26 protein-coding genes are annotated in these 23977 nt (G+C 46.3%); 7 read left to right on the top strand and 19 right to left on the bottom strand.

The genetic code is table 11. From position 1 onward, the window contains the following. Positions 1–147: 147 nt before the first annotated feature. The 3 genes from FSB75_RS08780 to FSB75_RS08770 all read left to right on the top strand — a co-directional run bounded on the left by FSB75_RS08780 (position 148) and on the right by FSB75_RS08770 (position 5012). A complete protein-coding gene (locus FSB75_RS08780) occupies positions 148–2385 on the top strand; it encodes a transferrin receptor-like dimerization domain-containing protein (RefSeq protein WP_146785759.1) in 2238 nt (745 codons plus the stop codon). Positions 2386–2500: 115 nt separating this feature from the next. Beyond that, the gene (locus tag FSB75_RS08775) at positions 2501–3931 is read left to right on the top strand and encodes a methyltransferase RsmF C-terminal domain-like protein (protein ID WP_146785754.1); all 1431 of its coding nucleotides are present in this window, start codon (positions 2501–2503) and stop codon (positions 3929–3931) included. 115 nt (positions 3932–4046) lie between these two features. Further along, complete coding sequence (locus tag FSB75_RS08770; RefSeq protein WP_146785751.1) at positions 4047–5012, top strand: LysM peptidoglycan-binding domain-containing protein; 966 nt, start codon at positions 4047–4049, stop codon at positions 5010–5012. Between the two features lie 91 nt (positions 5013–5103). Here the strand turns inward: FSB75_RS08770 and FSB75_RS08765 are convergent, their stop codons facing one another. From FSB75_RS08765 to FSB75_RS22025, 5 genes are all read right to left on the bottom strand, one after another. Further along, positions 5104–6006 carry a hypothetical protein gene (locus tag FSB75_RS08765; RefSeq protein WP_146785748.1) on the bottom strand — a complete coding sequence of 301 codons (903 nt, stop codon included), beginning with the start codon at positions 6004–6006 and terminating at the stop codon, positions 5104–5106. A gap of 177 nt (positions 6007–6183) precedes the next feature. Beyond that, complete coding sequence (gene fmt, locus FSB75_RS08760) at positions 6184–7158, bottom strand: methionyl-tRNA formyltransferase (RefSeq protein ID WP_227990863.1); 975 nt, start codon at positions 7156–7158, stop codon at positions 6184–6186. Beyond that, positions 7121–7567 carry an endonuclease domain-containing protein gene (locus FSB75_RS08755; protein WP_227990862.1) on the bottom strand — a complete coding sequence of 149 codons (447 nt, stop codon included), beginning with the start codon at positions 7565–7567 and terminating at the stop codon, positions 7121–7123. The genes fmt and FSB75_RS08755 overlap by 38 nt, the downstream gene beginning before the upstream one ends. Positions 7568–7651: 84 nt before the next feature. Continuing rightward, positions 7652–8839, bottom strand: a complete 1188-nt coding sequence (locus FSB75_RS08750) for an exo-beta-N-acetylmuramidase NamZ family protein (protein ID WP_227990860.1) — start codon at positions 8837–8839, stop codon at positions 7652–7654. Continuing rightward, complete coding sequence (locus tag FSB75_RS22025) at positions 8793–9077, bottom strand: hypothetical protein (protein WP_227990858.1); 285 nt, start codon at positions 9075–9077, stop codon at positions 8793–8795. The genes FSB75_RS08750 and FSB75_RS22025 overlap by 47 nt, the downstream gene beginning before the upstream one ends. Between FSB75_RS22025 and FSB75_RS08745 the strand changes: the two genes are divergently transcribed. Continuing rightward, positions 9076–9528: an FKBP-type peptidyl-prolyl cis-trans isomerase gene (locus FSB75_RS08745; RefSeq protein ID WP_146785742.1), complete on the top strand. Its 453-nt coding sequence runs from the start codon at positions 9076–9078 to the stop codon at positions 9526–9528. The genes FSB75_RS22025 and FSB75_RS08745 overlap by 2 nt on opposite strands. 129 nt (positions 9529–9657) lie before the next feature. On the opposite strand, the gene FSB75_RS08740 is transcribed toward FSB75_RS08745, so the two are convergent. Further along, positions 9658–10944, bottom strand: a complete 1287-nt coding sequence (locus FSB75_RS08740) for an acetyl-CoA hydrolase/transferase family protein (RefSeq protein ID WP_146785739.1) — start codon at positions 10942–10944, stop codon at positions 9658–9660. A gap of 128 nt (positions 10945–11072) precedes the next feature. Between FSB75_RS08740 and FSB75_RS08735 the strand changes: the two genes are divergently transcribed. Beyond that, on the top strand, positions 11073–13217 hold the full coding sequence (locus FSB75_RS08735) for an FUSC family membrane protein (protein WP_146785735.1): 2145 nt from the start codon (positions 11073–11075) through the stop codon (positions 13215–13217). On the opposite strand, the gene aroQ is transcribed toward FSB75_RS08735, so the two are convergent. The 12 genes from aroQ to FSB75_RS08675 form a co-directional block, all read right to left on the bottom strand. Then, positions 13206–13625, bottom strand: a complete 420-nt coding sequence (aroQ, locus tag FSB75_RS08730; RefSeq protein ID WP_146785732.1) for a type II 3-dehydroquinate dehydratase — start codon at positions 13623–13625, stop codon at positions 13206–13208. The genes FSB75_RS08735 and aroQ overlap by 12 nt on opposite strands. 178 nt (positions 13626–13803) lie before the next feature. Beyond that, complete coding sequence (gene carA, locus FSB75_RS08725; protein WP_146785729.1) at positions 13804–14904, bottom strand: glutamine-hydrolyzing carbamoyl-phosphate synthase small subunit; 1101 nt, start codon at positions 14902–14904, stop codon at positions 13804–13806. Between the two features lie 125 nt (positions 14905–15029). Next, a complete protein-coding gene (rplQ, locus tag FSB75_RS08720) occupies positions 15030–15560 on the bottom strand; it encodes a 50S ribosomal protein L17 (RefSeq protein ID WP_146785726.1) in 531 nt (176 codons plus the stop codon). A gap of 168 nt (positions 15561–15728) precedes the next feature. After that, complete coding sequence (locus FSB75_RS08715) at positions 15729–16730, bottom strand: DNA-directed RNA polymerase subunit alpha (protein WP_146785723.1); 1002 nt, start codon at positions 16728–16730, stop codon at positions 15729–15731. Between the two features lie 66 nt (positions 16731–16796). Continuing rightward, positions 16797–17402, bottom strand: coding sequence for a 30S ribosomal protein S4 (gene rpsD / locus FSB75_RS08710; RefSeq protein ID WP_146785719.1), 606 nt, complete (start codon positions 17400–17402; stop codon positions 16797–16799). A 187-nt stretch (positions 17403–17589) separates the two neighbouring features. Further along, positions 17590–18012, bottom strand: coding sequence for a 30S ribosomal protein S11 (rpsK, locus tag FSB75_RS08705; protein ID WP_146785716.1), 423 nt, complete (start codon positions 18010–18012; stop codon positions 17590–17592). Between the two features lie 191 nt (positions 18013–18203). Continuing rightward, positions 18204–18584: a 30S ribosomal protein S13 gene (gene rpsM / locus FSB75_RS08700; protein ID WP_146785713.1), complete on the bottom strand. Its 381-nt coding sequence runs from the start codon at positions 18582–18584 to the stop codon at positions 18204–18206. 82 nt (positions 18585–18666) lie between these two features. Next, complete coding sequence (gene ykgO, locus FSB75_RS08695; RefSeq protein ID WP_072833860.1) at positions 18667–18783, bottom strand: type B 50S ribosomal protein L36; 117 nt, start codon at positions 18781–18783, stop codon at positions 18667–18669. A 70-nt stretch (positions 18784–18853) separates the two neighbouring features. Next, positions 18854–19072 carry a translation initiation factor IF-1 gene (infA, locus tag FSB75_RS08690; protein WP_146785709.1) on the bottom strand — a complete coding sequence of 73 codons (219 nt, stop codon included), beginning with the start codon at positions 19070–19072 and terminating at the stop codon, positions 18854–18856. 103 nt (positions 19073–19175) lie between these two features. Continuing rightward, on the bottom strand, positions 19176–19583 hold the full coding sequence (locus FSB75_RS08685; protein ID WP_227990856.1) for a hypothetical protein: 408 nt from the start codon (positions 19581–19583) through the stop codon (positions 19176–19178). Between the two features lie 119 nt (positions 19584–19702). Beyond that, the gene (locus FSB75_RS08680; protein ID WP_146785703.1) at positions 19703–20341 is read right to left on the bottom strand and encodes a hypothetical protein; all 639 of its coding nucleotides are present in this window, start codon (positions 20339–20341) and stop codon (positions 19703–19705) included. Between the two features lie 117 nt (positions 20342–20458). Then, positions 20459–21616, bottom strand: a complete 1158-nt coding sequence (locus FSB75_RS08675; protein WP_146785700.1) for a homogentisate 1,2-dioxygenase — start codon at positions 21614–21616, stop codon at positions 20459–20461. Between the two features lie 253 nt (positions 21617–21869). Between FSB75_RS08675 and FSB75_RS08670 the strand changes: the two genes are divergently transcribed. Further along, on the top strand, positions 21870–22376 hold the full coding sequence (locus FSB75_RS08670) for a metallophosphoesterase family protein (protein WP_146785697.1): 507 nt from the start codon (positions 21870–21872) through the stop codon (positions 22374–22376). Positions 22377–22450: 74 nt separating this feature from the next. Here the strand turns inward: FSB75_RS08670 and FSB75_RS08665 are convergent, their stop codons facing one another. After that, positions 22451–22918, bottom strand: coding sequence for a hypothetical protein (locus FSB75_RS08665; protein ID WP_146785694.1), 468 nt, complete (start codon positions 22916–22918; stop codon positions 22451–22453). A gap of 101 nt (positions 22919–23019) precedes the next feature. Between FSB75_RS08665 and xerD the strand changes: the two genes are divergently transcribed. Further along, positions 23020–23949 (top strand): site-specific tyrosine recombinase XerD, encoded by a 930-nt coding sequence (gene xerD / locus FSB75_RS08660; protein WP_227990854.1) that lies wholly within the window; start codon positions 23020–23022, stop codon positions 23947–23949. The last annotated feature ends 28 nt before the right edge of the window (positions 23950–23977 follow it).

The following is a 23977-nucleotide window of genomic DNA, read 5'->3' as shown; positions in this document are numbered from 1 at the left end:
CGTCGCCGCGTGAAAAAATGTCGAACAACGTTCTGGAACCCCGAAGTGTGCGACGCAACAGGCGGCGCCATGAAAACCCAAAGCTGGCTACAAAATCCCGCTGCTTTTTCTGCAACATGTTTTAAATTGAGCGGATAAATTCTGCACATGAAGAAACTTCTTTTTTCCTCTTTTCTCCTGGCGGTTTCCCTCTTTTCGTTTTCGCAAAAAAAGCTCATGGGCTTTGCCGATGCGAACGCGGCCAAGCAAAGCGACTGGGAAAAAACCTTTGACGCACAACTGAACGCATCCAATCTTGATACCTGGATGAAATACCTCACCTCGCATCCGCACCACGTGGGTTCACCACAAGACAAACTCAACGCCGATTACCTTGCCAACCTTTTTAAAAGCTGGGGTTATCAAACGGAAATCAACACGTACTCCGTTTTGTTTCCCACGCCAAAAACAAGGCTGCTGGAACTTTTGGGCGACAAACCTTTCAAAGCAAAACTCGAAGAGCCGGTTGTTCCCGGTGACAACTACACCACGCAACGGTCCGAACAACTTCCTTCCTACAATGCTTATTCGGCCGATGGCGACGTAACCGCTGAACTTGTTTTTGTGAACCGTGGCGTGCCTGCCGATTACGAAGAATTGGAAAAGATGGGCGTTGACGTGAAAGGTAAAATTGTGATTGCCCGCTACGGCGGTTCGTGGCGCGGCATAAAACCAAAAGTGGCCTACGAGCACGGCGCTGTTGGATGTCTTATTTACAGCGATCCGGCTGATGACGGTTACGCTCCGGGCGACGTATATCCCAAAGGTGCTTTTCGTCCGAAAGAAGGCGTGCAACGCGGCTCGGTGATGGACATGCCGGTTTATCCCGGCGATCCGCTGACGCCAAACGTTGGCGCAACGGCATCGGCAAAACGACTTGACAGAAGCGAAGCCAAAACCATCATGAAAATCCCTGTTCTTCCTATTTCTTACGAAGATGCTTTGCCTTTGTTGCAATCACTCGACGGAGCAGTTGTTCCGGCTGCGTGGCGCGGCGGCTTGCCCATCACGTATCACGTTGGTCCAAGCAAGAACAAGGTTCATTTAAAGCTGCAATTCAACTGGGATTTAAAACCGGTGAACGACGTAATTGCAAAACTGCCGGGTAGCGAATTTCCGGATGAATGGATCATGCGCGGCAACCATCACGACGGCTGGGTGAATGGCGCTGAAGATCCCATCAGCGGCATGGTGGCGGAAATGGAAGAGGCAAGAGCCATTGGCGAATTGTACAAGAAAGGTTTTCGTCCAAAACGTACCCTGGTTTATTGTGCATGGGATGGCGAAGAGCCAGCCTTGTTGGGTTCAACAGAATGGGCCGAAGATCATCAGCAGGAATTGCAAAACAAAGTTGTGGCCTATATTAATTCAGACGGGAATGGCCGTGGTTTTATTGGTGCTTCAGGTTCACACACGCTGGAACCTTTCTTCAACCAAATTCTTGATGACGTAAAAGACCCTGAAACCGGCGTATCGCTTAAAGAAAGAAAGTACGCGGACATGATGGTGAAAGCGGATAAAGCAACACGCCAAAAAATGTACGGCAACAAATACATGAAGCTTGGCGCTTTGGGTGCGGGATCTGATTATTCACCGTTTCTTCAGCACCTGGGCATTCCGTCCATGAACCTTGGCTTCGGCGGCGAGAGCGAAGCCGGTGTGTACCATTCCATTTACGACAATTACGATCATTACACCCGTTTTGGCGATCCGGGTTTTGCGTACGGTATCGCCTTGTCAAAAACCGCCGGCCGCGTGGTCATGCGTCTGGCCAATGCCGATGTTTTGCCTTTTGATTTTTCGGCTTTTTACAAAACGGTTTCCGATTACACCGCCGAAGTAAAAACGCTTTTGGAGACCAAACGTACAGACGAAGAAATGCAGAAAAAAATGGTGAAAGAGGGCTTGTTTGCGCTGGCCGTTGATCCGAAGAAAACCTACGTGGAAAAAGCGAAAGAAACTTCGGTGCCGTTCCTGAATTTCAGTCCGCTGGAAAATGCTTTGCAACAGTTAAAGGAAAGTGCCGACAGTTTCTCGAAGCTCTATCCCACGGCGTTGAATTATTCTGTGCAGCAACAAAAAATTCTGAACGAAGAATTGTACAAGGCCGAAGAAAAGCTGACCTCGGAGAAAGGTTTGCCGCGCCGTCCCTGGTACAAGCATTTGGTGTATGCGCCGGGCTTTTATACCGGCTATGGCGTGAAGACCTTGCCCTACATCCGCGAAGGCATTGAGCAAGGCGCTTACGCCGAAGCGCAAGACGGTATTGATGCGGTAACAAAGGCGCTGCAGAATTACAACGCCGTGGTGAATCAAATCAACAGCCAATTGCGAAGAGCGAATTAAGAGGAGAGAAGTTATAAGCCTTGGGTTTTAAGTTGTAAGTAAAAAGTCAGAATTTAAAAGCCGGTTTATCTTAATGAAGCCGTTTTAAATTTTGACTTTTTACTTTTGACTTTCTATGATGTTGCCGAAAGAATTATTGGTTTCGTTAGAAGGTGTTGCCGGTTTTGAGAAAGAGGCTTTCATTGCCGTACACGAAAGGGGCAATGAAATAACTTCCATTCGCATTAATCCCGCAAAAAAGCAACAGGCAACAAGCAATGGACAATTGGCAAAAAGCGAAGCTGCCTTTGCCGATTGCTTGTTGCCATTTGCCAATTTCTCTCCTATCCCCTGGTGCGGCAACGGCTATTATCTTTCACAACGTCCTTCGTTCACCTTCGACCCGCTTTTTCATGCGGGTTGTTATTACGTGCAGGAAGCGTCGAGCATGTTTTTGGAACAGGCGTTGAAACAATTGCTTAATCTTTCACAATCCTTAAAGGTGTTGGATTTGTGCGCCGCGCCGGGTGGTAAGTCAACGCACATTCAATCACTCATCTCCAGCGAAAGTTTGTTGGTGAGCAACGAAGTGATTAAGCAACGAAGTCTTGTACTGACCGACAACATCATCAAATGGGGATGCAACAACGTTTTTGTCACCAACAACGACCCGAAGGCTTTTCAAAAGCTTTCAAATTATTTCGACGTCATGGTGGTGGATGCACCGTGCAGCGGCAGCGGCCTGTTTCGCAAAGACGAAGACGCTATCGGTGAATGGAGTTTGAACAACGTGCAGTTGTGCAGCCAGCGGCAGCAACGCATTCTGGCCGATGCGCTTCCGGCCTTGAAAGAAGGAGGTTTGTTGGTTTATTCCACTTGCTCTTATTCTCAGGAAGAAGACGAAGCCATCGCCGACTGGCTGGTGCGGGAAATGGGAATGGAAAATGCGCCGTTGCAAACAAACAATTTTGAAGGAATCGTTGAAACAAAATCACCGCAGAGCAGCGCCGCCGGTTATCGTTTTTATCCAAATAAAATAAAGGGCGAAGGTTTTTTTCTTTCCTGCTTTTGGAAGCGGCAAAGCGAAAGCAGCGGTAAATTGCGCCCCGCAAAACCGGAAATGATTTCGGCAAAAGAGAAAAAAATTCTGAGCGAATGGGCTGTTGAAGAAGGTCTTGAATTCATTCGCTTTCGCGATTCCATTTTTGCCCTTCCGCAAAAACATTTGCCCGATTTTTTGATTCTTCAATCGTCTTTAAATCTCCAATACGCCGGTGTGCAAATAGGCGAGGTGATGAAAGAGAAATTGGTGCCGCATCATGCCTTGGCGCAAAGCACCGTTATAAAGGCATCGGTGCCTGCTACTGAATTGCCGTACGACGAAGCCATCAAGTATTTGCAACGGCAGGAACTTTCCGTTTCACCGGAAACAACGGGCTGGCAAGTGGTTCGCTACAAAGGCCACAATCTCAGTTGGATGAACGCACTGAAAAACCGCGTGAACAATTACTATCCCAAGGAAATCCGTATTTTGAAGCAATACAATAACACCGCTTTTGAAAAATAAGCGGCTATATTTGAAACCATTTTTTGAACAACACCAAAATTCAAAAAAAGACGTTATGCTATATAGAGCGGTTCGGATCTTTTACTGAATTTGACTTTGAAAAACTCTATCCACCATGAAAAAATTTTTGTTTCTGACCTTTGTTTTGCTCTTGTGCGCCGGGGCTTTTGCGCAGGACGCAATTGTGCGCCGCGGCGACAAGGGATTGTACGTTTCGCATATCGTTTCTCCCAAAGAAAATTTTTATTCCCTCGGACGTTTGTTCAACGTGGCGCCCAAAGACATTGCGGCCTACAACAACCTTGACATGGAACGCGGTTTGAACGTAGGCCAAACGGTAAACATTCCGCTGAACGCTTCCAACTTTACGCAGGAGAAAATGACGGGCCGCCCGGTATATTACGTGGTGGGCGAGCACGAAGGTTTGTACCGCGTAAGCGTGAACAACAACAAAGTGCTGATGGCCAACCTGCGCAAATGGAACAACCTGCAAAGCGACGCCATTTCAGCCGGGCAAAAATTGATTGTAGGTTACCTGGCAGGAAGCGATGCAGCGGCGAACAATGCCGTTGCAAAAAACAATCCGCCGGAACCAAAGACCGAAGCGCCGAAAGTGGAAGAGAAAAAAGAAGAGCCCAAAGTAGACATTGCGAAGAAGCCCGAAGAAAAACCGGTGGTAAAAGAGCCGGTTGTTGAGAAGAAGTCTGAGCAACCCAAGCCTGCAAATGCGGTAGCCAACGCAGCTGTAAATGACGGCAACGGCGGGTACTTTAAAGCGGCCTTTGACGAGCAAACAAAATCGCAACCGGCGCACAAAGACGACATGGTAACAGCCGGCATTTTTAAAACCGCCAGCGGCTGGCAGGACGCAAAGTATTATGCCTTGATTGACGGCGTTGAACCGGGCACCATCATTCGCGTGGTGAACCCGAACAACAACCACGCGGTGTACGCAAAGGTGCTGGACAAGATGACCGGCATTCGGCAAAACCAGGGTTACAACGTACGCATTTCGAATGCAGCCGCAACGGCGCTGGGCATTGGTGATACGGATAAGTTTTTTGTGCGGGTGAATTATTGAGAAAGAATTTTTTTTCGCAAAACAGCCGGTTCATGGAGCCGGCTGTTTTTGTTAAGAGAGTGGCAGCAATACATTTGTTGTGCATTCGTTTTCATTCTTCGAACAAGTTACTTTGATTAGTACCTTCTATTATGTCCGGTGGTATAACTTCAAAAACATTTAGTGCTTCATAAGTTATAACTGGTTTTAGTGTGTTCGAATTTGTAGTGTAGGTAATTTTCAAATCAAGTTTTAAGTAGTCATTTGGTTGTATAATAATCTTTCGGTTGTGATAATCGTCGAGCCACTCTTTGTGCACTATTTTTACTTCTATTTGTTTTCCTTGTCTTATAAGTTTCCAACTTGCTTTGTCCGACAATAAATCCAGTGATTTAACCTTTAATGTTTCCATTCTTTGCTGTTCCACAGTCTGTCCGCCAAGTTCATAAAGTAGCTTAGCCATATTAACCGAACTATTTCTCCCAATGCGTGCATTGCCTGCTTTTGACTTGTATTCAAAATATTCGTCTTTCTTCAGCTTACGTCCTTCTATGCCTAATTCGTTTATAGCATTTAATACGAAGTAGTTGTTAATCTCGAGAATAATGATGTTGTCTATATGCAGCTTTTTAATTTCCTTATTAATATCTGTTGTGACCTTTTGCAAACTGTCTACTGATTGAACTTCATTTGTCTCGGTCGCTTTGATAAGTCGCCGCTTTATGTAAACTAATAGGTGTCCAAACAGTTTTCCCGGATTTAAAATGTCCTTTAATACGTCATCAGGGATAGATTTTAAAATCTGATTGACTTTTGATTTTATGGACGAATATTCTAAATCGATGAGTTCATACTCAAGTTTTGCGCTGGGTAAGATATTGTAAAGAATTTGCTGGTCTATAGACAACAACTTCTCATACATTTTACCAATTTGTCCAAACGCTTCAACAGGGTTTTTTTGTCCAGAAAAAATTAGATCAAGTTCAAAGTCAAAGTCTAGGTTTTCATTACTCATAAAAAGTGAGGTTTTGGTCTAATTTGTTTGGTGGGTGGTGCACTAAAATGACGCACTACAGTTGTATTTGCGCTAAAATACGCTACAAGTTCACCCGCACAATTTTTGGCAAATGCAATGCTTAAACCGTTTATAGATATTGCCGCGCCTCTTTGCAGATGGTACAAATACAAAATTTCAAAAACGGAATCCCCGCAAAAACTCTTCAACACCCATTCGCTTTTTCCCTTCCAATTGCAATTCTTTTACTAACACATATCCATTAACACAAGCAAATTTCAAAAACGTTTTTCCGTCGGTTGCAAGTTCTCCCGTTGTAATAGATGGCTGTACTGCTTCTTTTTCGCAGCGGTAAATTTTCATCGTCTTTCCGTTTAATGTTGTAAACGCGCCGGGAAAAGGAGAGAGGCCGCGGATTAAGTTGTGTACGTCCTCCAAGGGCTTGTTCCAATCAATGCGGCAGGTTTCGGTAAATATTTTGGGAGCGTGTTTTACACCGGATGGCAGGTGAGAGATGACGGATGACTGCGGCGTTTCATGCAGTGTGCCTTCTGCAATTCCCTGAACGGTTTTCAACAACAGTTGTGCGCCCAGTTCTTTCATGCGGTCGTGCAGTTCGCCGGCGGTTTCATTTTCGCCAATCGGCATTCGTTCCTGCAACAAAATATCGCCGGTATCTATTTCGTGTTTGAGTTTAAACGTAGTAACGCCGGTTTCGCCTTCGCCGTTGATAATGGCCCAGTTAATGGGCGCCGCGCCGCGGTATTGCGGCAACAACGAACCGTGAACGTTTACCGTTCCCATGCGAGGCATGTTCCAAACAACTTCGGGCAACATGCGAAAAGCCACCACAACTTGCAAGTCGGCTTGCAGTGATTTCAACTCCTCTAAAAACTCCTGGTTCTTGAGTTTCTCCGGCTGTAAAATGCGCAGGCCTTTTTCAACCGCGTATTGTTTAACGGCGCTTTGTTGCAACTTCATGCCGCGTCCTGCAGGCTTGTCGGGAGCGGTGATAACGCCAATAACGTTGCAACCCGCATTTACCAAAGCATTCAGCGATGCTACGGCAAATTCGGGTGTGCCCATGAAAACAATGCGAATGCCCCCTGTCCCCCTAAAGGGGAGACTTAGGTGTTTGTAGTCTTTTGGCATCGGGCATTGTATTTAATTGAAGATGATTTTCGATGGTGTTGATTACAGAATCCAGTCTGTGTTCAACGTCATCGTTTGTAAAGCGAATCAGGTGTAGGCCATCTGATTCCAAGTGTTGTTGTCTTTGTGCGTCATTCATCTTTGCCTCTTCTTTTTGGTGAATAGAGCCATCTACTTCGATCACAAGTTCAAGTGCATGGCAGTAAAAATCGAGAATGTAGTTTACGTACGGATGCTGTCTTCTAAATTTGAAGCCATAAGGTTTCGTTCGCAGATAACCCCATAACACGTCTTCGGCATGGGTTGCCTGATTTCGCAATTCGGCGGCTTGTTGAAAAAGCAGTTTGTCTGCACCGGCAAACATTCTTTCCGATGCCTTCTTAAAATTGTTCTTATCCGAATTTTTCATAAAATATCTATTCCCAGGAAAACAATGGTTTATCTCTAAGAGGTGTCGTACTCCTAAGTCTCCCCTTTAGGGGGACAGGGGGCGTTACTCAAAGTCCGCGTACAACAAATACTTTTTCCGTATCGCTTTAAAGGCACTCAATTTTGGTTCCCAACTCCTGCGTATTTCTTCTTCTGTTTTGCCTTCTTTAACCTGTTGCGCCAGTTCATCAGAACCGGCTAAGCGGTTGATGCCTTTGTTGAAAAAACTGTCCTTTTGCGGAAAGAGTTTGTAGGCGTCAATCAAATATTTCACCTGCACTTTGCCGTCTATTTTCTTCAGCACTTCTTCGGGTGTGCCACTCAAATCATAACCGTAACAAACTTCGCCTTTGTGCTTGGGCGACGGTGCGCCGGCCGTGGCTTTTGGCGTAAAGGCAAACATGTTTTTCGGCATCAGCGGATGGCCAATGTATTGAAAAGGCTTTGGCGTGCCGCGGCCTTCGCTGAAGGATGTTCCTTCAAAAAAACACGTGGAGCCGTACCAGTAAACCGACTGGATTTCAGGAATGTTTGGAGAGGGCGCAACGGGTAGAACGTACTTGCTTTTGTGTGTGTAATTTTTTACGGGTATCACGTGCAACTGAAAATACTTTGCGCCGGCTGCGTAGCGTGCCCGCTTTAGTACGTCGTAGGCTTTGTTTGCCGCTTCGCCAAGCCACCCTTCCCCTAAAAGCATGTTGGCGTATTCGCCAATGGTCATGCCGTAAACAACGGGCACGGGTTGCATGCCCACAAAGGATTTAAACTTCGGGTCGAGCACAGGCCCGTCAACATAAAATCCGTTTGGATTGGGACGGTCTAAAATCACGAGCGGAATGTTGTTTTCCAACGCGGCTTCCATAAAATATTGCATCGAGGAAATGAAAGTATAATAACGTGTGCCTACGTCCTGAATATCGTACACCATCACGTCCACATCTTTCAAATCATCGGGCGTTGGTTTGTTCTTTTTGCCGTAAAGCGAGACAACCGGAATGCCCGTCTTGGGGTCAGAACTTGTTTCCACTTTTGCGCCATCCGGCGCATCGCCGCGAAAGCCGTGTTCCGGTCCAAAGATGACTTTGATGTTGATGCCCAATTTCAACAAGGTATCAATCAAATGCGTTTTCCCAACGACCGATGTATGGTTCACCAGCAGCGCAACTTTTTTCCCTTTCAGCAGCGGCAGGTAAAGCGCTGTTTGGTCAGCCGCCGGAAGAATGGTTGTGCTGACCGGTGAGGGGCTCTTCATTATTCTTGGTTTCTGTGCAAAGCAAGACACTTGCAAACAAATCGTTGTTGTGAATACAAAAAGATAACGTGCGATCATGTTGTGAAGTTTGGTTTCGTCCCAAATATCTGCAATTACCGTCAGCAAAAGCGAAAGCTTCGTAACTTGCAGGCCCCGCTTTTCCTTTTGCTTCCCCACCTGGTTTTGCAAGAAGTTGAGTAGCGGTATTTTTTTTAAACCCTAAAATTTCTTTCAACATGCAACAGGCAAACAACGGCGATAAAGTGAAAGTGCATTATCACGGACGCTTGCGCTCGGGCGAAACATTTGATTCCTCACAAGGCCGTGAGCCGCTGGAATTTGAAATAGGCGCGGGCCAAATGATTAAAGGCTTTGACGAAGGCGTAAAAGGCATGCAGGTAGGCGATAAAAAGACCGTTGAAATCGGTGCCGATGAGGCTTACGGCCAACGTGAAGCGGGCAACCTGATTGAATTTCCAAAAGATCAGTTTCCTCCGAATATGAACCCGGAAGTAGGACAACAACTGATGTTGAGCAACGATCAAGGCCAACAATTTCCAGTGGTTGTAGCCGAAGTAAAAGAAGACTCGGTGGTGCTGGACGCCAATCATCCGCTTGCCGGACAGGATTTGATTTTCGACATTGAGATGGTGCACATCGAACCAAAGTCACGCATCATTATGCCGTAATACTCTCTCAAGCAAAGCGCTTTACTTTGACAATATAAAAAGCCCAATCAGTTTTATGATTGGGCTTTTTCTTTTTTAAACCAACGGTAGAATATTCATCAAGCTCTGTTTCGTAAAATTATCTCTTACTTAAAACACTTTGAACCGCTCAAAGCAAGCCTTCTCCAATGTTTCCCGGTCATCGGGATGCGAAATGTTGATCAAAGCCTTTGCCCGCTGGCGCAAATTCTTTCCGTACAAATAAGCAATGCCGTATTCCGTAACCACGTAATGCACGTGTGCTCGTGTTGTCACCACACCGGCGCCGTGCTTTAAAAATGGCACAATACGCGGAACGCCTTTGGCCGTGCGGGATGGAAGCGCAATGATTGGCTTACCGCCTTCACTAAGAGCCGCGCCGCGCATAAAATCCATTTGCCCGCCCACACCTGAATATTGGTAAGTGCCAATGGAATCGGAACATACCTGGCCAGTAATGTCAATCTCCACGGCGCTGTTGATGGCCACCATTTTGTTGTTGCGCCGAATGACGTGCGGGTCGTTCACGTAATCAATATCGAGGAACTGAAAGGCCGGGTTGTCGTTCACGTAATCATACATGCGCCGCGTGCCGAGGGCAAAGCCGCTCACGCCTTTGTTTGGGTGAATCTTTTTGTATTTGTTGTTAATGATGTCCCGTTCAAAAAGATCAACCACACCGTCGCTGAACATTTCGGTGTGCATGCCCAAATCTTTGTGATTGGTGAGACATTTAAGTACGGCATCGGGAATGGAGCCAATGCCCATTTGCAAGGTGCTGCGGTCTTCAATCAAACTGGCCACGTATTCGCCAATGCGCAATTCATCAGGACCAACTTTTTCTCCGAAGTGTGCTTCGTACAAAGGTTCATTGCATTCCACCATCGCGTAAAAACGGCTGCTGTGAATGAGTCCATCCCCGTGTGTGCGGGGCACGTTTGGGTTTACTTGCGCAATGACATACTTGGCTGTGTTCACTGCGGAGCGGGCCACGTCAACCGAAACGCCGAGTGAACAATAACCATGATTGTCCGGTGGAGATACCTGAACCAATGCTACATCAATGGGCAGAATTCCTTGCGTGAAGAGATTGGGAATCTCGCTCAAGAAAACCGGCACGTAGTCGGCGCGGCCTTCTTTTACCGCTTCGCGAATGGAAGCCGAAACAAAGAGCGAGTTTACTTTGAAGCTTTTGCTGAATTCGGGCTTGTCTACATAAATATCACCGTACACGGTGATGAAGACCAGCTCAACGTCGTTAAGGCGGTTCGCTTGTTTTGCCAGTGCCCGCAACAAACAAGTGGGTGTTTGTGCACTGCCTTGGATGAACACACGGTCACCGGACTGAATAATGGAAAGGGCCTCTTCTGCTGCTTGATAGTTAACGGGAACTTTCATAAGTGGTGCAAAGAGAAGAAAATATCGCCTGTTAAAGCTGACCATCATTAACGCAGCGGCTAACTTTACTCATCTTTTTGCGGTGTAATTGTTGCGAAAAAAGAAACCAATCCAAGGCTTATTAACAGATGAATCTTAAAGACCCGCTGAACAGTGCAAACGTGAACGTGACCGAAGTGCGTCATTTTTTTTACACCCAGGCTTTTGCCGACGGCATCAGGATCACGTTTGCCATTTTGCTGCCGGCGCTGTTGGGCTCTTACCTTGGTTATTTTGACGTGGGCCTCACCGTAGCGCTGGGCGCTATGGTGGTAAGCCTTACCGATTCGCCGGGGCCCATCATTCACAAGCGCAACGGCTTGATGGCGGCAGCGGCTGCTACTTTTCTTGTAGCGGTTCTTACAGGGCTTGTTCATGCCAATCCTTATTTGCTTGGGGCAGAAATTACGTTGGTTACCTTTTTCTTTTCGATGTTTGTTGTATACGGTGCAAGGGCAACATCGGTGGGCAACACGGGCATTCTCGTTATGATCCTCACCATGGACAGAAAAATGGAATTGGAAAATGTTCTGCCTCATGCTTTGCTCATTCTTGCCGGCGCGGTTTTTTATCTCTTGTTCAGCCTTGCTCTTTACCGGCTGCGGCCCTACCGTAACGGGCAAAGAGCCTTGGGCGATTGCATCCGCGAGATTGCTTCTTATCTTTCTATCAAAGCTGATTTTTATAATACATCTTCCAATTTAGAAGAAAATTACAACCGCATGGTGGCGCAGCAGATTGTAGTGAACGAAAAGCAGGACCTGGTGCGTGAACTGTTTTTTAAAACGAGGCAAATTGTGCAGGAGTCAACAAACCACGGGCGGAAACTGGTGTTTACGTTCGTTGAAACCGTTGACTTGTTTGAAGACATCACGGCGGCTTATTACGACTACCGTTCGTTGCGGAATTTGTTTGGCAACAGCGGTGCGCTGGACATCATTCACGAAAGCCTGAAAAAAATTGTGGTTGAGATAAACGCCGTGGGGGTCGCCATTCAAAGCAACGCTTCGTTTAGAAAAGGATTTGATTACGACGAAGAAGTCAAACGCATAAAAACGGAGATTGACGCCATAACGGTTGACGGCAGAGACAGCAAATTGGTGCTTCGAAAAATCGTTGTCAACATTCGCAACCTGCTCACCGATTTGTCCAACATTGAACAGTATTTTGAAACCGGCATAAAACGCAAACGCAGCGGCGTTGACCACTCGCATTTCATCTCGCACCAATCGCTTGACCCGAAAATTTTTTGGAACAATTTAAACTTCGAATCTTCGGGATTTCGTCACGCCATCCGCGTGTGTCTGGCAAGTATGATTGGTTATCTCATCACCCAAATTTTTCATTACGGCGCCCACAGTTATTGGATTTTGCTCACCATTGCTTTCATGCTGAAGCCGGCCTTCAGCTTAACCAAAGAAAGGAACATCCAGCGCATCGTGGGCACGGTAGGCGGCGGCATTATTGGCGTTGCCTTGCTGCTGCTGGTGGAAAATAAGACGGCGCTGTTCGTCCTGATGGTTTTGTGCATGATTGGTACGTATTCGTTTATGCGCATTAATTATTTGGTGATGGTGATGTTTACCACGCCTTACGTTCTCATTCTTTTTGCCTTTCTGGGAACGGCATTTAAACAAGTGGCCGGCGAACGCCTACTTGATACAGTGATCGGCTGCGCAATTGCCTTTCCCATGAGTTATTGGCTGTTTCCGGCCTGGGAATCGCAACAGTTAAAAATAAACATGCGGGGCATTGTAAAAGCCAATGCCTTGTACCTGCAAAAGATCATTCAGGCCTTGTTGGGCGAGAAGATCAGCGTGCTGGAATACAAAGTGGCGCGAAGAGAAGTTTACCTGAATTCGGCCAATCTCTCCGCAGCTTTTCAGCGCATGTTGTCCGAACCAAAAAGCAAGCAAGGGCCACGGTCGCAGATGCACCAGTTTGTGGTGCTCAACCACATTTTGTTTTCAAACATTGCAACTATCGCAACGGCTTTGCTGGCAAAAGAACCAAGAGTGCATTCGGCAGAGTTAATACAAGTGGCAAAGAAGACTTACGCGAAGCTGGAGGAAAGTTTTAAAAAGTTTGGCGATGAAGAGGAGTTGCCGAAATTAAGAGACTTGCCTTTAACGGAAGCTACTGTTTCTGCCGACGACGAGTTGATGAAAGAGCAACTGAATTTTATTTACAGTGTGAGCAAGGACATTGACAAGATTACGGCATCAGTGGTTTAAGAACCACTGCAGCGCCAACTCGTATCCTTTCAATCCCAAACCAAAAATGCTCCCCACCGATTTGCCTGAAACGTGGGAAAGCTTTCGAAATTCTTCCCTTGCGTGAACGTTTGAAATGTGTACTTCAATTACTGGCGCTTTAACGGCCGCTATCGCATCACCGATGGCAACAGAAGTATGCGTATAACCACCGGGATTGAAGATGATGCCGTCAAAGTCAAAACCTATCCGTTGAATTTCGTTGATCAATTCGCCTTCCACGTTGCTTTGGTAATAGGTGAAATCAACTTGCGGGTATTTTGCTTTGAGTTCGTCAAAATAATTTTCAAACGGCTTGTTGCCGTAAATATCCGTTTCTCTTTTTCCCAGAAGATTCAGGTTTGGTCCGTTGATGATGGCAATTTTCATTACACGAATTAAAACGAATTACACGAATTATTTTTAACCGGGCAGCAAGACATAAATACGTGAACCCAACCCTTTAAAGATGAATTGCTGATCTCCGGGTTTTACTTGTTGCAAAAGCAAGCGTTTGGTTCTCAGCTCGGGAAACATAAAAAAATCCCGTCGAAGACGGGATGTAAATTTAAGCGATGTGTTCTTTTATCATGCCGATGAACTGGTCGAAGAGATAGCGGCTGTCGTTCGGTCCCGGTGTACTTTCCGGATGGTATTGTACCGAGAATGCCGGCTTTCCTTTTACACGGATTCCTTCAATGGAATTGTCGTTCAGGTTTACGTGAGTTATCTCAATGTGTTCCGCTTTTTTCACTGCTTCAGGATCTACGCCAAAGCCGTGATTTTGCGTAGTGATTTCGCATTTGCCCGTTACTAAGTTTTTCACCGGGTGGTTCATGCCGCGGTGCCCGTGGTGCATTTTAAACGTAGGGATGTCGTTGGCCAACGCCAGTAACTGGTGGCCCAAACAAATGCCGAAAGTTGGTTTCTCTTCTTTCAAAATTTCTCTCATTGTTGCTACGGCATAATCCATAGACGCAGGATCGCCGGGACCGTTTGAAATAAAGTAGCCGGCGGGATTAAAAGCCTTTAATTCTGCCACCGGAGTTTTGGCCGGAAACACTTTTACGTGTGCGCCGCGCTGCACCATGCTGGTTAAAATGTTTCGCTTGGTGCCGTAATCAAGCACGGCAACTTTGATAGGGGATAAGGGATCGCCCAATTCATACGGAACGTTTGTGCTGACAATAGAAGCCAATTCCAAACCGTCCATGTCGGGTACATCCTTCAATTTATTTTTCAACACCTCTGCATCTAAAATCTCGGAAGAGATAACGCAGTTCATAGCGCCTTTGCTGCGGATATGCGTTACGAGAGCTCTCGTGTCCACGCCTTCAATGGCAACAATGTTTTGCTTCTTCAGGTATTCGTCTAATGAACCCTGCGCCTGGCGGCGTGAGAACAGTTCTTCCAGGTTTCGTCCTATCAGTCCTTTAATTTTTATGCTGTCGCTTTCTGTATCCGCATCCTTCACGCCGTAATTACCGATGTGCACGTTATTCATGATGAGCACCTGGCCGTAATAACTTGGATCTGTAAAAACTTCTTGGTAGCCGGTCATGCCTGTGTTAAAGCAAATTTCACCGCCGGTGGTACCGATGGCGCCAAACGCTTGCCCGTAGCAAGTTGTACCGTCTTCCAAAACCAAAATTGCTTGTCTTTGTTCCATGATGTTTAAAAAGTTATGCAAAGAAATTAATTCAGTCGTTACGAAGGATTAAAATTTTCCACGTTCGCGTATATAAAAAAGCATCCCGCTGTTGGCGGGATGCTTTGTATGGAAATCGGCAATCATTAGCTGGGTTGGCCCTCCGAAGCTTCCGGTGTATTTTCTGTAACCGGGGCAGGAGTTTCTGTTGCTTCTGCAGCGGGTGCGGCAGTTGTGTCTGTAGCTTTTTTGCGGCTACCGGCACGACGTGTACGTTTTGCACCTTCTTTCTTCTCTGTTTTACCTTTTCCGTAAATCTCGTTGAAATCAACCAGTTCAATCAGTGCCGTTTCAGCGTTGTCACCAGGACGTGTGCCCAGTTTGATAATGCGTGTGTAACCACCGGGACGGCCGGCGATTTTTTCGCTGATAGTGCTGAACAATTCCGTAACAGCGGCTTTGTCCTGCAGGTAGCTGAACACTACGCGGCGTTGGTGTGTTTCGTTCTTTTTGCTCTTTGTAATCAACGGCTCAATGTACACACGCAGTGCTTTTGCTTTGGCCAATGTGGTTACAATGCGCTTGTGCTGAATGAGGGCGCAAGCCAGGTTGCTTAACAACGCTTCGCGGTGGGCTTTCTTCCGACCGAGGTTGTTGATTTTGTCTCCGTGACGCATGACGTTTTAGAATTTAGAATTTAGAATGGAGAATTTAGAATGCTAAACCCTCTTCTAAATTTTCGTGATAAATATTCAGCTGCACCGTGTCAAGGATTTGCAGCCTACGTTTAAAAATGAAAAATGCAAAATGTAAAATCGTTTTTCATTTACATTTTGCATTCGCGTTTAATAGTCGTCTTTGTCTGCACCCAGTTTGCTCAGGTCCATGCCAAAATGCAGACCTCTTTCGTGCAATACTTGTTCAATCTCACTGAGTGACTTCTGACCAAAGTTCCGAAACTTCATCAGGTCTTCCTGCTCGTACTGAACCAACTCGCTGAGCGAATTGATCTTCGCTGCCTTCAGGCAGTTGAAGGCACGTACCGAAAGATCGAGATCTTCCAACGGCGTCTTCAATACTTTGCGCAGTTGCAATGTTTGTTCATCAACGATGTCTTCTTTCTTCTCTTCTTTCGAATCGAAGGTGATGTTTTCGTCGGTGATGATCATCAGGTGCTGAATCAGGATGCGGGATGCTTGCTTCACCGCTTCTTCCGGATGAATTGTACCGTCTGTCACAACTTCCATTACGAGTTTCTCGTAGTCGGTACGTTGCTCTACACGGGTGTTTTCAATGCTGTACTTTACGTTCTTGATGGGCGTGTAAATCGCATCAACGGGGATGTAGCCCAACGGTGCATCTTTCGGTTTGTTTTCTTCGGCAGGAACGTAACCACGGCCTTTGCCGATGCTCAGTTCAATGTCAAGAGTAACAGAAGTATCCAGCGTGCAAATCAGGAGCTCGGGGTTCATGATTTGGAACGATTGTGTGCCTTCGGCAAGCATTCCGGCGGTCAGTTCTCCGCGGTTTTTTATCGTCAGAGAAATTTTCTCTGTTTGTACGTCGTGGTCAACCACTTTCTTCAAACGAACTTGTTTGAGATTGAGGATGATTTCCACCACGTCTTCAGAAACGCCTTTAATGGTTGCAAACTCGTGCTCCACGCCTTCAATTTTTACACCTACGATAGCGTAGCCTTCCAGCGAAGAAAGCAATACACGACGCAAGGCATTTCCGATGGTAACGCCGTAACCGGGTTCCAGCGGACGGAATTCGAATTGCGCTTCGAAGTCCGTTACTTTTTGAAGAACGATTTTATCGGGCTTCTGAAAATTTAGGATTGCCATATTGTTATTTCAGATTTTAATTGTTGTGATTGTCCACTGACCACAATCGACCGTGGACTATTGACGTTACTTAGAATACAATTCCACAATCAGCTGCTCCTTGATGTTCTCAGGAACGGCTTCCCGCTCAGGATAGGTAATGAACGTGCCTTGCTGCGCTGTTTCGTTGTAATCAATCCATGTAAACTTCGGGTTGCGGCCGCGAGTTTGGCTGGTGATGGCAGTATTGTCTTTTGCCTTGTCTTTCAGGGCAACGATGTCACCGGGTTTCAATTGGAAAGAAGGAACGTTTACCACTTCGCCGTTAACCGTAACGTGCTTGTGGCTCACCAACTGGCGTGCAGCCGGACGGCTTGGCGCAATACCCATGCGGAAAACGGTATTGTCCAAACGGGCTTCCAATAATTTAATGAGGTTTTCGCCGGTAACGCCTTTGCGACGAGCAGCTTCTTCAAATGTTTTGCGGAACTGCTTCTCCAAAACGCCGTATGTGTATTTGGCTTTTTGTTTTTCGCGGAGCTGAAGTGCATATTCTCCCAAAGTCTTGCGCTTGCGCTGTGCGCCGTGCTGACCGGGAGGGTTAGAATTTTTACCTAACCATTTGCCATTGCCCAGGATGGGCTCCCCGAAAATGCGGGAAATCTTGGTCTTTGGACCATTGTAACGTGCCATAATTGTTATTCATTTCCGCTTTTTTGTACCGGTGCGTTCATCGTTGAAAGCGGTAAAAATTAATGAAGCACCCTTTAGTTAAATGAAACCGTTTGGCTCAATATGTCTGTTAGATGACGGATGGTGGATGAAAGATGACGGCAAGAAGCTTTAAACTGTCATCCGTCATCAGTCAACCGTCATCTCGTTAAACTCTTCTCTTCTTCGGAGGACGGCAACCGTTGTGCGGCAGCGGCGTAACGTCTTTGATAGAAGTTACTTCAATGCCCGACTGAGCCAATGCGCGAATGGAACTTTCTCTGCCGGCCCCGGGACCTTTTACAAATACGTCTACTCTTTTTACACCGGCATCCAAGGCTACTTTAGAAGCATCGCCAGACGCCATCTGCGCTGCGTAAGGGGTATTCTTTTTAGAACCTTTGAAGCCCATTTTACCGGCACTTGACCAAGAAATTACCTGGCCTTGCTTGTTGGTGATGGAGATAATGAGGTTGTTGAAAGTCGCATTGATGTGCGCATCGCCGTAGGCGTCAACCTTTACAATTCTTTTTTTTGCTGCGGCCTTAGCGCTTTGTTGTCCGCCTTTGCCGCCCGCTTGTGCTTTTGCCATTTTACTTAGGTAATCTTTGTTGTTAATCATTTATTCTGCTGTGACAGAACCCAAATCAACCCTCCGCGTGCACCCGCATCCGCAATTGACCTGGTAATATCCGGTGCATATAATAAAGCGACAAGCTATAAGCTCAAAGCCGCAAGTAATAAACCTGAAGCCTGTAGCTAATAGCTTGCAGCTATATTGTTTTATTTCTTCGGCGCTTTCTTTTTACCCGCAACCGTTTTGCGTTTGCCCTTACGGGTACGGCTGTTGGTTTTTGTGCGCTGACCTCTTACCGGCAAACCTTTACGGTGGCGAAGGCCACGGTAACAAGCAATGTCAAGCAAACGCTTAATGCTCATTTGCACTTCAGAACGCAAAGCGCCTTCTACTTTCAATTCATCGGTGATGGTACCGCGAATGTGCGCCAGTTCATCATCGTTCCATTCGTTCACTTTCTTGCTGCGGTCAATGCTGTGCTTGTCAAGAATGTAACGAGCGGTGGAAAGGCCAATCCCGAAAATATAGGTCAAGCCTATTTCGCCTCTTTTGTTTTTTGGTAAGTCAACGCCGGCAATACGAGCCATAGTTCTATTTTAGATTTTTGATTTACGATTTTAGATTCCAGACCGACAACCGCCAATCTGCAATCGCCAATCTACAATTGAATTATCCTTGTCTTTGCTTGAAGCGGGGGTTCTTTTTGTTGATTACGTAAAGACGACCCTTGCGACGTACAATTTTGCAGTCGGCGCTTCTTTTTTTGATGGATGCTCTAACTCGCATATAAATTCCTGATTTATTGTTTCTGATTTCTAATTGCTGAACCGAAATCAGAAATTAGAAATTTTAAATTTTACTTGTACCTGAAAATAATCCGGCCTCTGCTCAAATCATACGGGCTCATCTCTACTCCCACTTTATCGCCTGGCAAAATCCGTATGTAGTGCATTCTCATTTTTCCTGAGATGGTTGCCAAAATTTCGTGGCCGTTTTCCAACTTTACCCTGAACATGGCATTGGACAAGGCTTCTAAGATTGTTCCGTCCTGTTTAATTAATGGCTGTTTCGACATACAGAATTTGGAGGCGCGAAGATAGAGGAATCCTGTTTAAAAATAAAAGGGCGGAAAATTAATCCCGTCCCTTTTATATATTTTCCCAAATTTTTAAGAAGATTTAATGAGCTGTCACCCGTTCAAGCGGCACTTTGGTCATTTGCAGGTGAAGATTTTGTAATTCATGCAAATAAATAGGGTGGTTAAAATGCCGGTGATCCTCCCGGTACCAAAGGTCGATGTTGGTGTAATTGCCGGGATCTTTTACCAACAACCGGAAGGCGCCCTTCTTGAACTTGGTACCTTCTTCCGTGTCTTCCTTCTCAAACCCTAAAACCTGAACAAGACGTTCTTCGCTCATGGGAACGGGGGCAATTTCGGCCGGATTGTACCAAAACTCCTGGATGCCGTTGTCAACGCAGGCCTGATTTTCTTCCCGGTCAACATCGGTTACAACGCCGTCCCGCTCAACGCCTTCATCCAAAACCTTAACAACATCGCCTTCTTTTAAATCAGAGATTTTAATCATGACAATTGATTTGTTTTCTAAAGTAGATACAAAAGCCAAATCTGCCAAACGAGGCTTTTGCCTTTTTCTATGCAATAAAAAAGCCGGGCAGTGCCCGGCTCAATAAATCTCGATAAATATTAATTAACCGAATAAGGAAATTTCTTGGTGGCGTTCCTCATCAACGCATCCACCAAACGGGTGGTGGATGAGCCAACAGAACCTGCGGCTTCGTAGTCGTATTTCCACAACAAATTACCCGAGTTGCCGTCGTGAATGTTGATAGTGGTGGCTACCTTGTTCGTGTTTCCCCAAGCGCCTACCAGCAAGCCCACGGCAACGGCAGCGCCTTCCGACATCGGCTTTTCCATGCTCAGGCGATCCTGCATCACGGCATCAACGCCCAACAGTTGCGCCAGCTTGGAGCGGTCGGTCGTTTTCAAATCTTTGTACGTGATGCCGGCTTCTTTTAGTTTGGCATTTGTGCGGGTTACATCCTGAAAGCTTACGGTGTAGTGGTATTTGTCGCTGCGTCGTAAGAACCAGCCGTACATTTTTTCCTGCACGTCATAACCCGTTTTCACGGTCATTTCTTCCATTTGTTCCGGCGTTGTGCTCTTTGCCTGGTTAGGACGTAGTTGCATCGAAACTTCGGCAGGAAGAATGGCCACGGTTTTGTGCTTTGACAAAGCGTTTGAAAAATCGGCCGATTTGTAGATCTGCGGACCGCAGCTAAACAACATAATGCTGGCAAGTGCGGCGAATAATTTTTGCTTCATGGCAATTAGATTGATTTGTCCGCAAAAATATTGGCCTGCGTTACAAAACAAAATTTGTTTTGAATGAAAGCGCAAAAAAATTGGATCAACGGTACCAATACGTGCAGGAATTGAACATCATTCGGCCCAGCTCATCACGTAGCCTTCGTTTTCAATCTCCAGCGCTTGCTTTGTGAGCATGAGCGGATGAAAGGTATCCACCATCACGGCTAATTCGCCGGTTTCTTTTTTGCCAATGCTCTTTTCCACCGCACCGGGATGCGGGCCGTGCGGAATGCCCGCAGGATGAAGCGTAATCATTCCTCGTGTTACATTTTTACGGCTCATGAAATCGCCATCTACATAATACAATACTTCATCGCTGTCAATGTTGCTGTGGTTGTACGGCGCTGGAATGGCTTGCGGATGATAATCATAAAGCCGTGGACAGAAAGAGCAAACGACGAAATTATTTGCTTCAAAGGTTTGATGCACCGGCGGCGGCTGATGCACTCTCCCGGTTATAGGTTCAAAATCGTGAATCGAAAAAGCAAAGGGATAACAACAGCCATCCCATCCCACAACGTCAAACGGGTGACCGGCATAATGAATGTTGTACAACAAGCCGCGCTTTTTTGTCTTCACCATAAAATCGCCCTGCTCGTTGTGCGTTGGCAAAGCCTGCGGCGGCCGGATGTCTCGATCCGTGAACGGCGAATGTTCCAATAACTGTCCGTATTTGCTCAGGTATCTTTTGGGAAAACGAATGGGGCTGAAAGATTCAACAATGAACAACCTATTGTTCTCGTCGTTGAAATAAATCTGGTACATCGTGCCCCGCGGAATAGCGAGATAATCGCCATACGCAAAAGGCAATTCGCCGTACATTGTTTTTAGCACGCCGCTGCCTTCGTGCACAAATAGTAGTTCGTCGGCATCGGCGTTTTTATAAAAGTAGTCCGTGGTGCTTTGTTGCGGCGCTGCAAGTACAATGTGCACGTCGTTGTTTACCAAAACCGGAACGCGGCTCACTAAAAAATCTTTCGCCGGCTTTATTTTAAACCCTTCAAAACTGCGATGGCTCAACATTTTCTCTTCCGCTATTTGCGGCGCCACGTTCACCGGCTTTTCGGTTTTAATGATTTGGGTGGGCGGATGAATGTGGTAGAGCAAAGAATAATCGTTCGAAAAACCTTCGGTAGAAAACAGTTGCTCGGAATACAAACCACCGTCGGGTTTGCGAAACTGCGTGTGACGCTTGGGTGGAATTTGTCCGAGTTTGTAATAATATGGCATAGGTTAATGCGATAATTCGGTAATGTGATAATTCGACAACGGTAAGTGCAATAATGAACCCGAAGTTCATCTATCTATCAGGCGTCTGTTGCGTCGCACTCTTGTACGCTTTGTAATTCTATTCAGCAAACTGACAATTCCAGCGTTTTCAGCAGAAATATGTATTTCCACTTTCGCTTGTCAATCCAATACGTGAAATTGCGATGGAAAAGCATAGCCACAATCGTTTGAACCGTAAAAGTAAATTATCCGCATGACAAGGATTGGCCTCATCTCCGACACGCACGGTTATCTTGACGAAGCCGTTTTCAAACACTTTGAGAACTGCGACGAAATATGGCACGCGGGTGACTTCGGGAACATTACCATTGCAAACGAACTCGCCGTCAAAACCGGTCTGACCGTCTGGGGCGTTTACGGAAATATTGACGGTTACGATGTGCGCAGCGTGTATCCGCAAAAATTAATCTGGAACTGCGAAGACGTAACCGTTTACATGACACATATTGGTGGCTATCCGGGCCGCTACGCACCGGGCATCAAAGGAGAACTTGTTGACGCCAAAGCAAAGCTGTTTATCTGCGGCCATTCGCACATTTTAAAAGTCATCTACGATGATAAAATTAATTGCCTGCACATCAATCCCGGCGCGGCGGGCAACCAGGGTTGGCACAAAATAAAAACCCTCGTTCGCTTTGCGATTGACGGCGATAACATCAAGGATTGCGAGGTAATTGAATTGGGGAGAAGAGGTGGTTGAACCGGGATTTATAGAATGGATGGGATAAATGAGAAGACATTATCCTGTCAATCCCATTTATCCCGGTTCAGAAATTAAAACCAATGACCCGCAACGGCGCGGAACGGCCAGGGAATAGAAACCAAAATAATCAGTAAAGCAAGAAGATAAAACAACAAGGTGCGGCGATGTTTCGCACGGTCGCCAATGGGTTTGCGGGCCTGCGCCTTGCCAATGTGAATGAGAACAATGGCGATAAGCATTCCCGCGATGTGCTCAACGGCGTAAAAACGAAGCCCCGGCGACTTCATTACTTCACTCATTCCACCAGCGGTATTAAAAATTTTATAGCCTTTGTCCCCAACGATGTACAAATAAATTCCAATCAGCAACATCAAATCGGCAAAGATGGTAAGCAGCAACCCGAGACGGTTGTCGGATTTAATAAAAGGCCGGCGGCCGGCGAGCAAACTGTTGACGATAGCGAACAATAAAAGCACCAAAACAATCCACCTGCCAATGCTGTGTGCGTGAACCATTGCGTTGTAAAGAGTCGTGTCCATTCCTGTTGATTTTGATGGGGTCAAAACTACGGGGAAATGGCGAGAGGACAATTGGCAATAAGCAATAGGCAATTTACCAATCCAATCTTACCTGTTGCACATTGCCAATTGCTCATTGTAGCTTTGGCCGCATGTGGGAGCCGTACAAAAAAGGATTTAAAGCCTATTTGCAGTTGGAGCGTTCGCTGGCTGAAAATTCCGTCACAGCTTACTTGTCGGACCTGGAAAAGTTCACGCAGTTTTTGCTGGACAATGATGTCAAAAAATCACCTTCTGAAATTGACCTCTCGGTTTTGCAAGGCTTTATTAAATGGATTGCGGAACTGGGAATGACGCAAAGCTCGCAGGCAAGAATCATTTCGGCGCTGCGAACGTTTTACAAATATTGTTTGCTGGAAGATATCACGACCGTTGATCCCACTACGTTGTTGGAAGCGCCCAAACTCAAACGCACATTGCCCGACGTATTGAGCTTTGACGAAATCGAAAACATTCTTTCGCAAATAGATTTGAGCACACCGGAAGGTACACGAAACAAAGCCATTTTGGAAACGATGTACAGTTGCGGCTTGCGGGTAAGCGAAGTGGTAGAGCTAAAACTTTCGCAATTGTTTTTGGACGTGGGCTTCGTTCGCGTTATTGGCAAAGGAAACAAAGAACGTCTCGTACCGATTGGCAGCAGCGCCATCAAGTACATCAACATTTATACAAAGACCATTCGCAACCACCAAACGATACAAACCGGCGAAGAAGACAGCCTGTTTTTAAACCGCAGAGGAAAGCGGTTAACCCGTGTGATGATTTTCCTCATCATCAAAGACCTGGTAAAAAAAGCGGGCATCAAAAAAACGGTTTCACCACACACCTTTCGGCATTCCTTTGCCACGCATTTGGTGGAAGGTGGCGCAGACTTGCGGGCCGTGCAGGAAATGCTGGGACACGAAAGCATTACCACCACCGAAATTTATACGCATCTCGACCGCGAGTTTTTGCGCAAAACGCTTCAGCAATTTCATCCGGGTTTTCAATAAACGCAGGCTGTCACGAACTGTGTTTATA

It is taken from the genome of Flavisolibacter ginsenosidimutans, from assembly GCF_007970805.1.
In the GTDB taxonomy this organism is placed as follows: Bacteria; Bacteroidota; Bacteroidia; order Chitinophagales; family Chitinophagaceae; genus Flavisolibacter; species Flavisolibacter ginsenosidimutans.
Note: the sequence above shows the minus strand (reverse complement) of the source record. Positions and strands in the feature narration are given on the sequence as shown.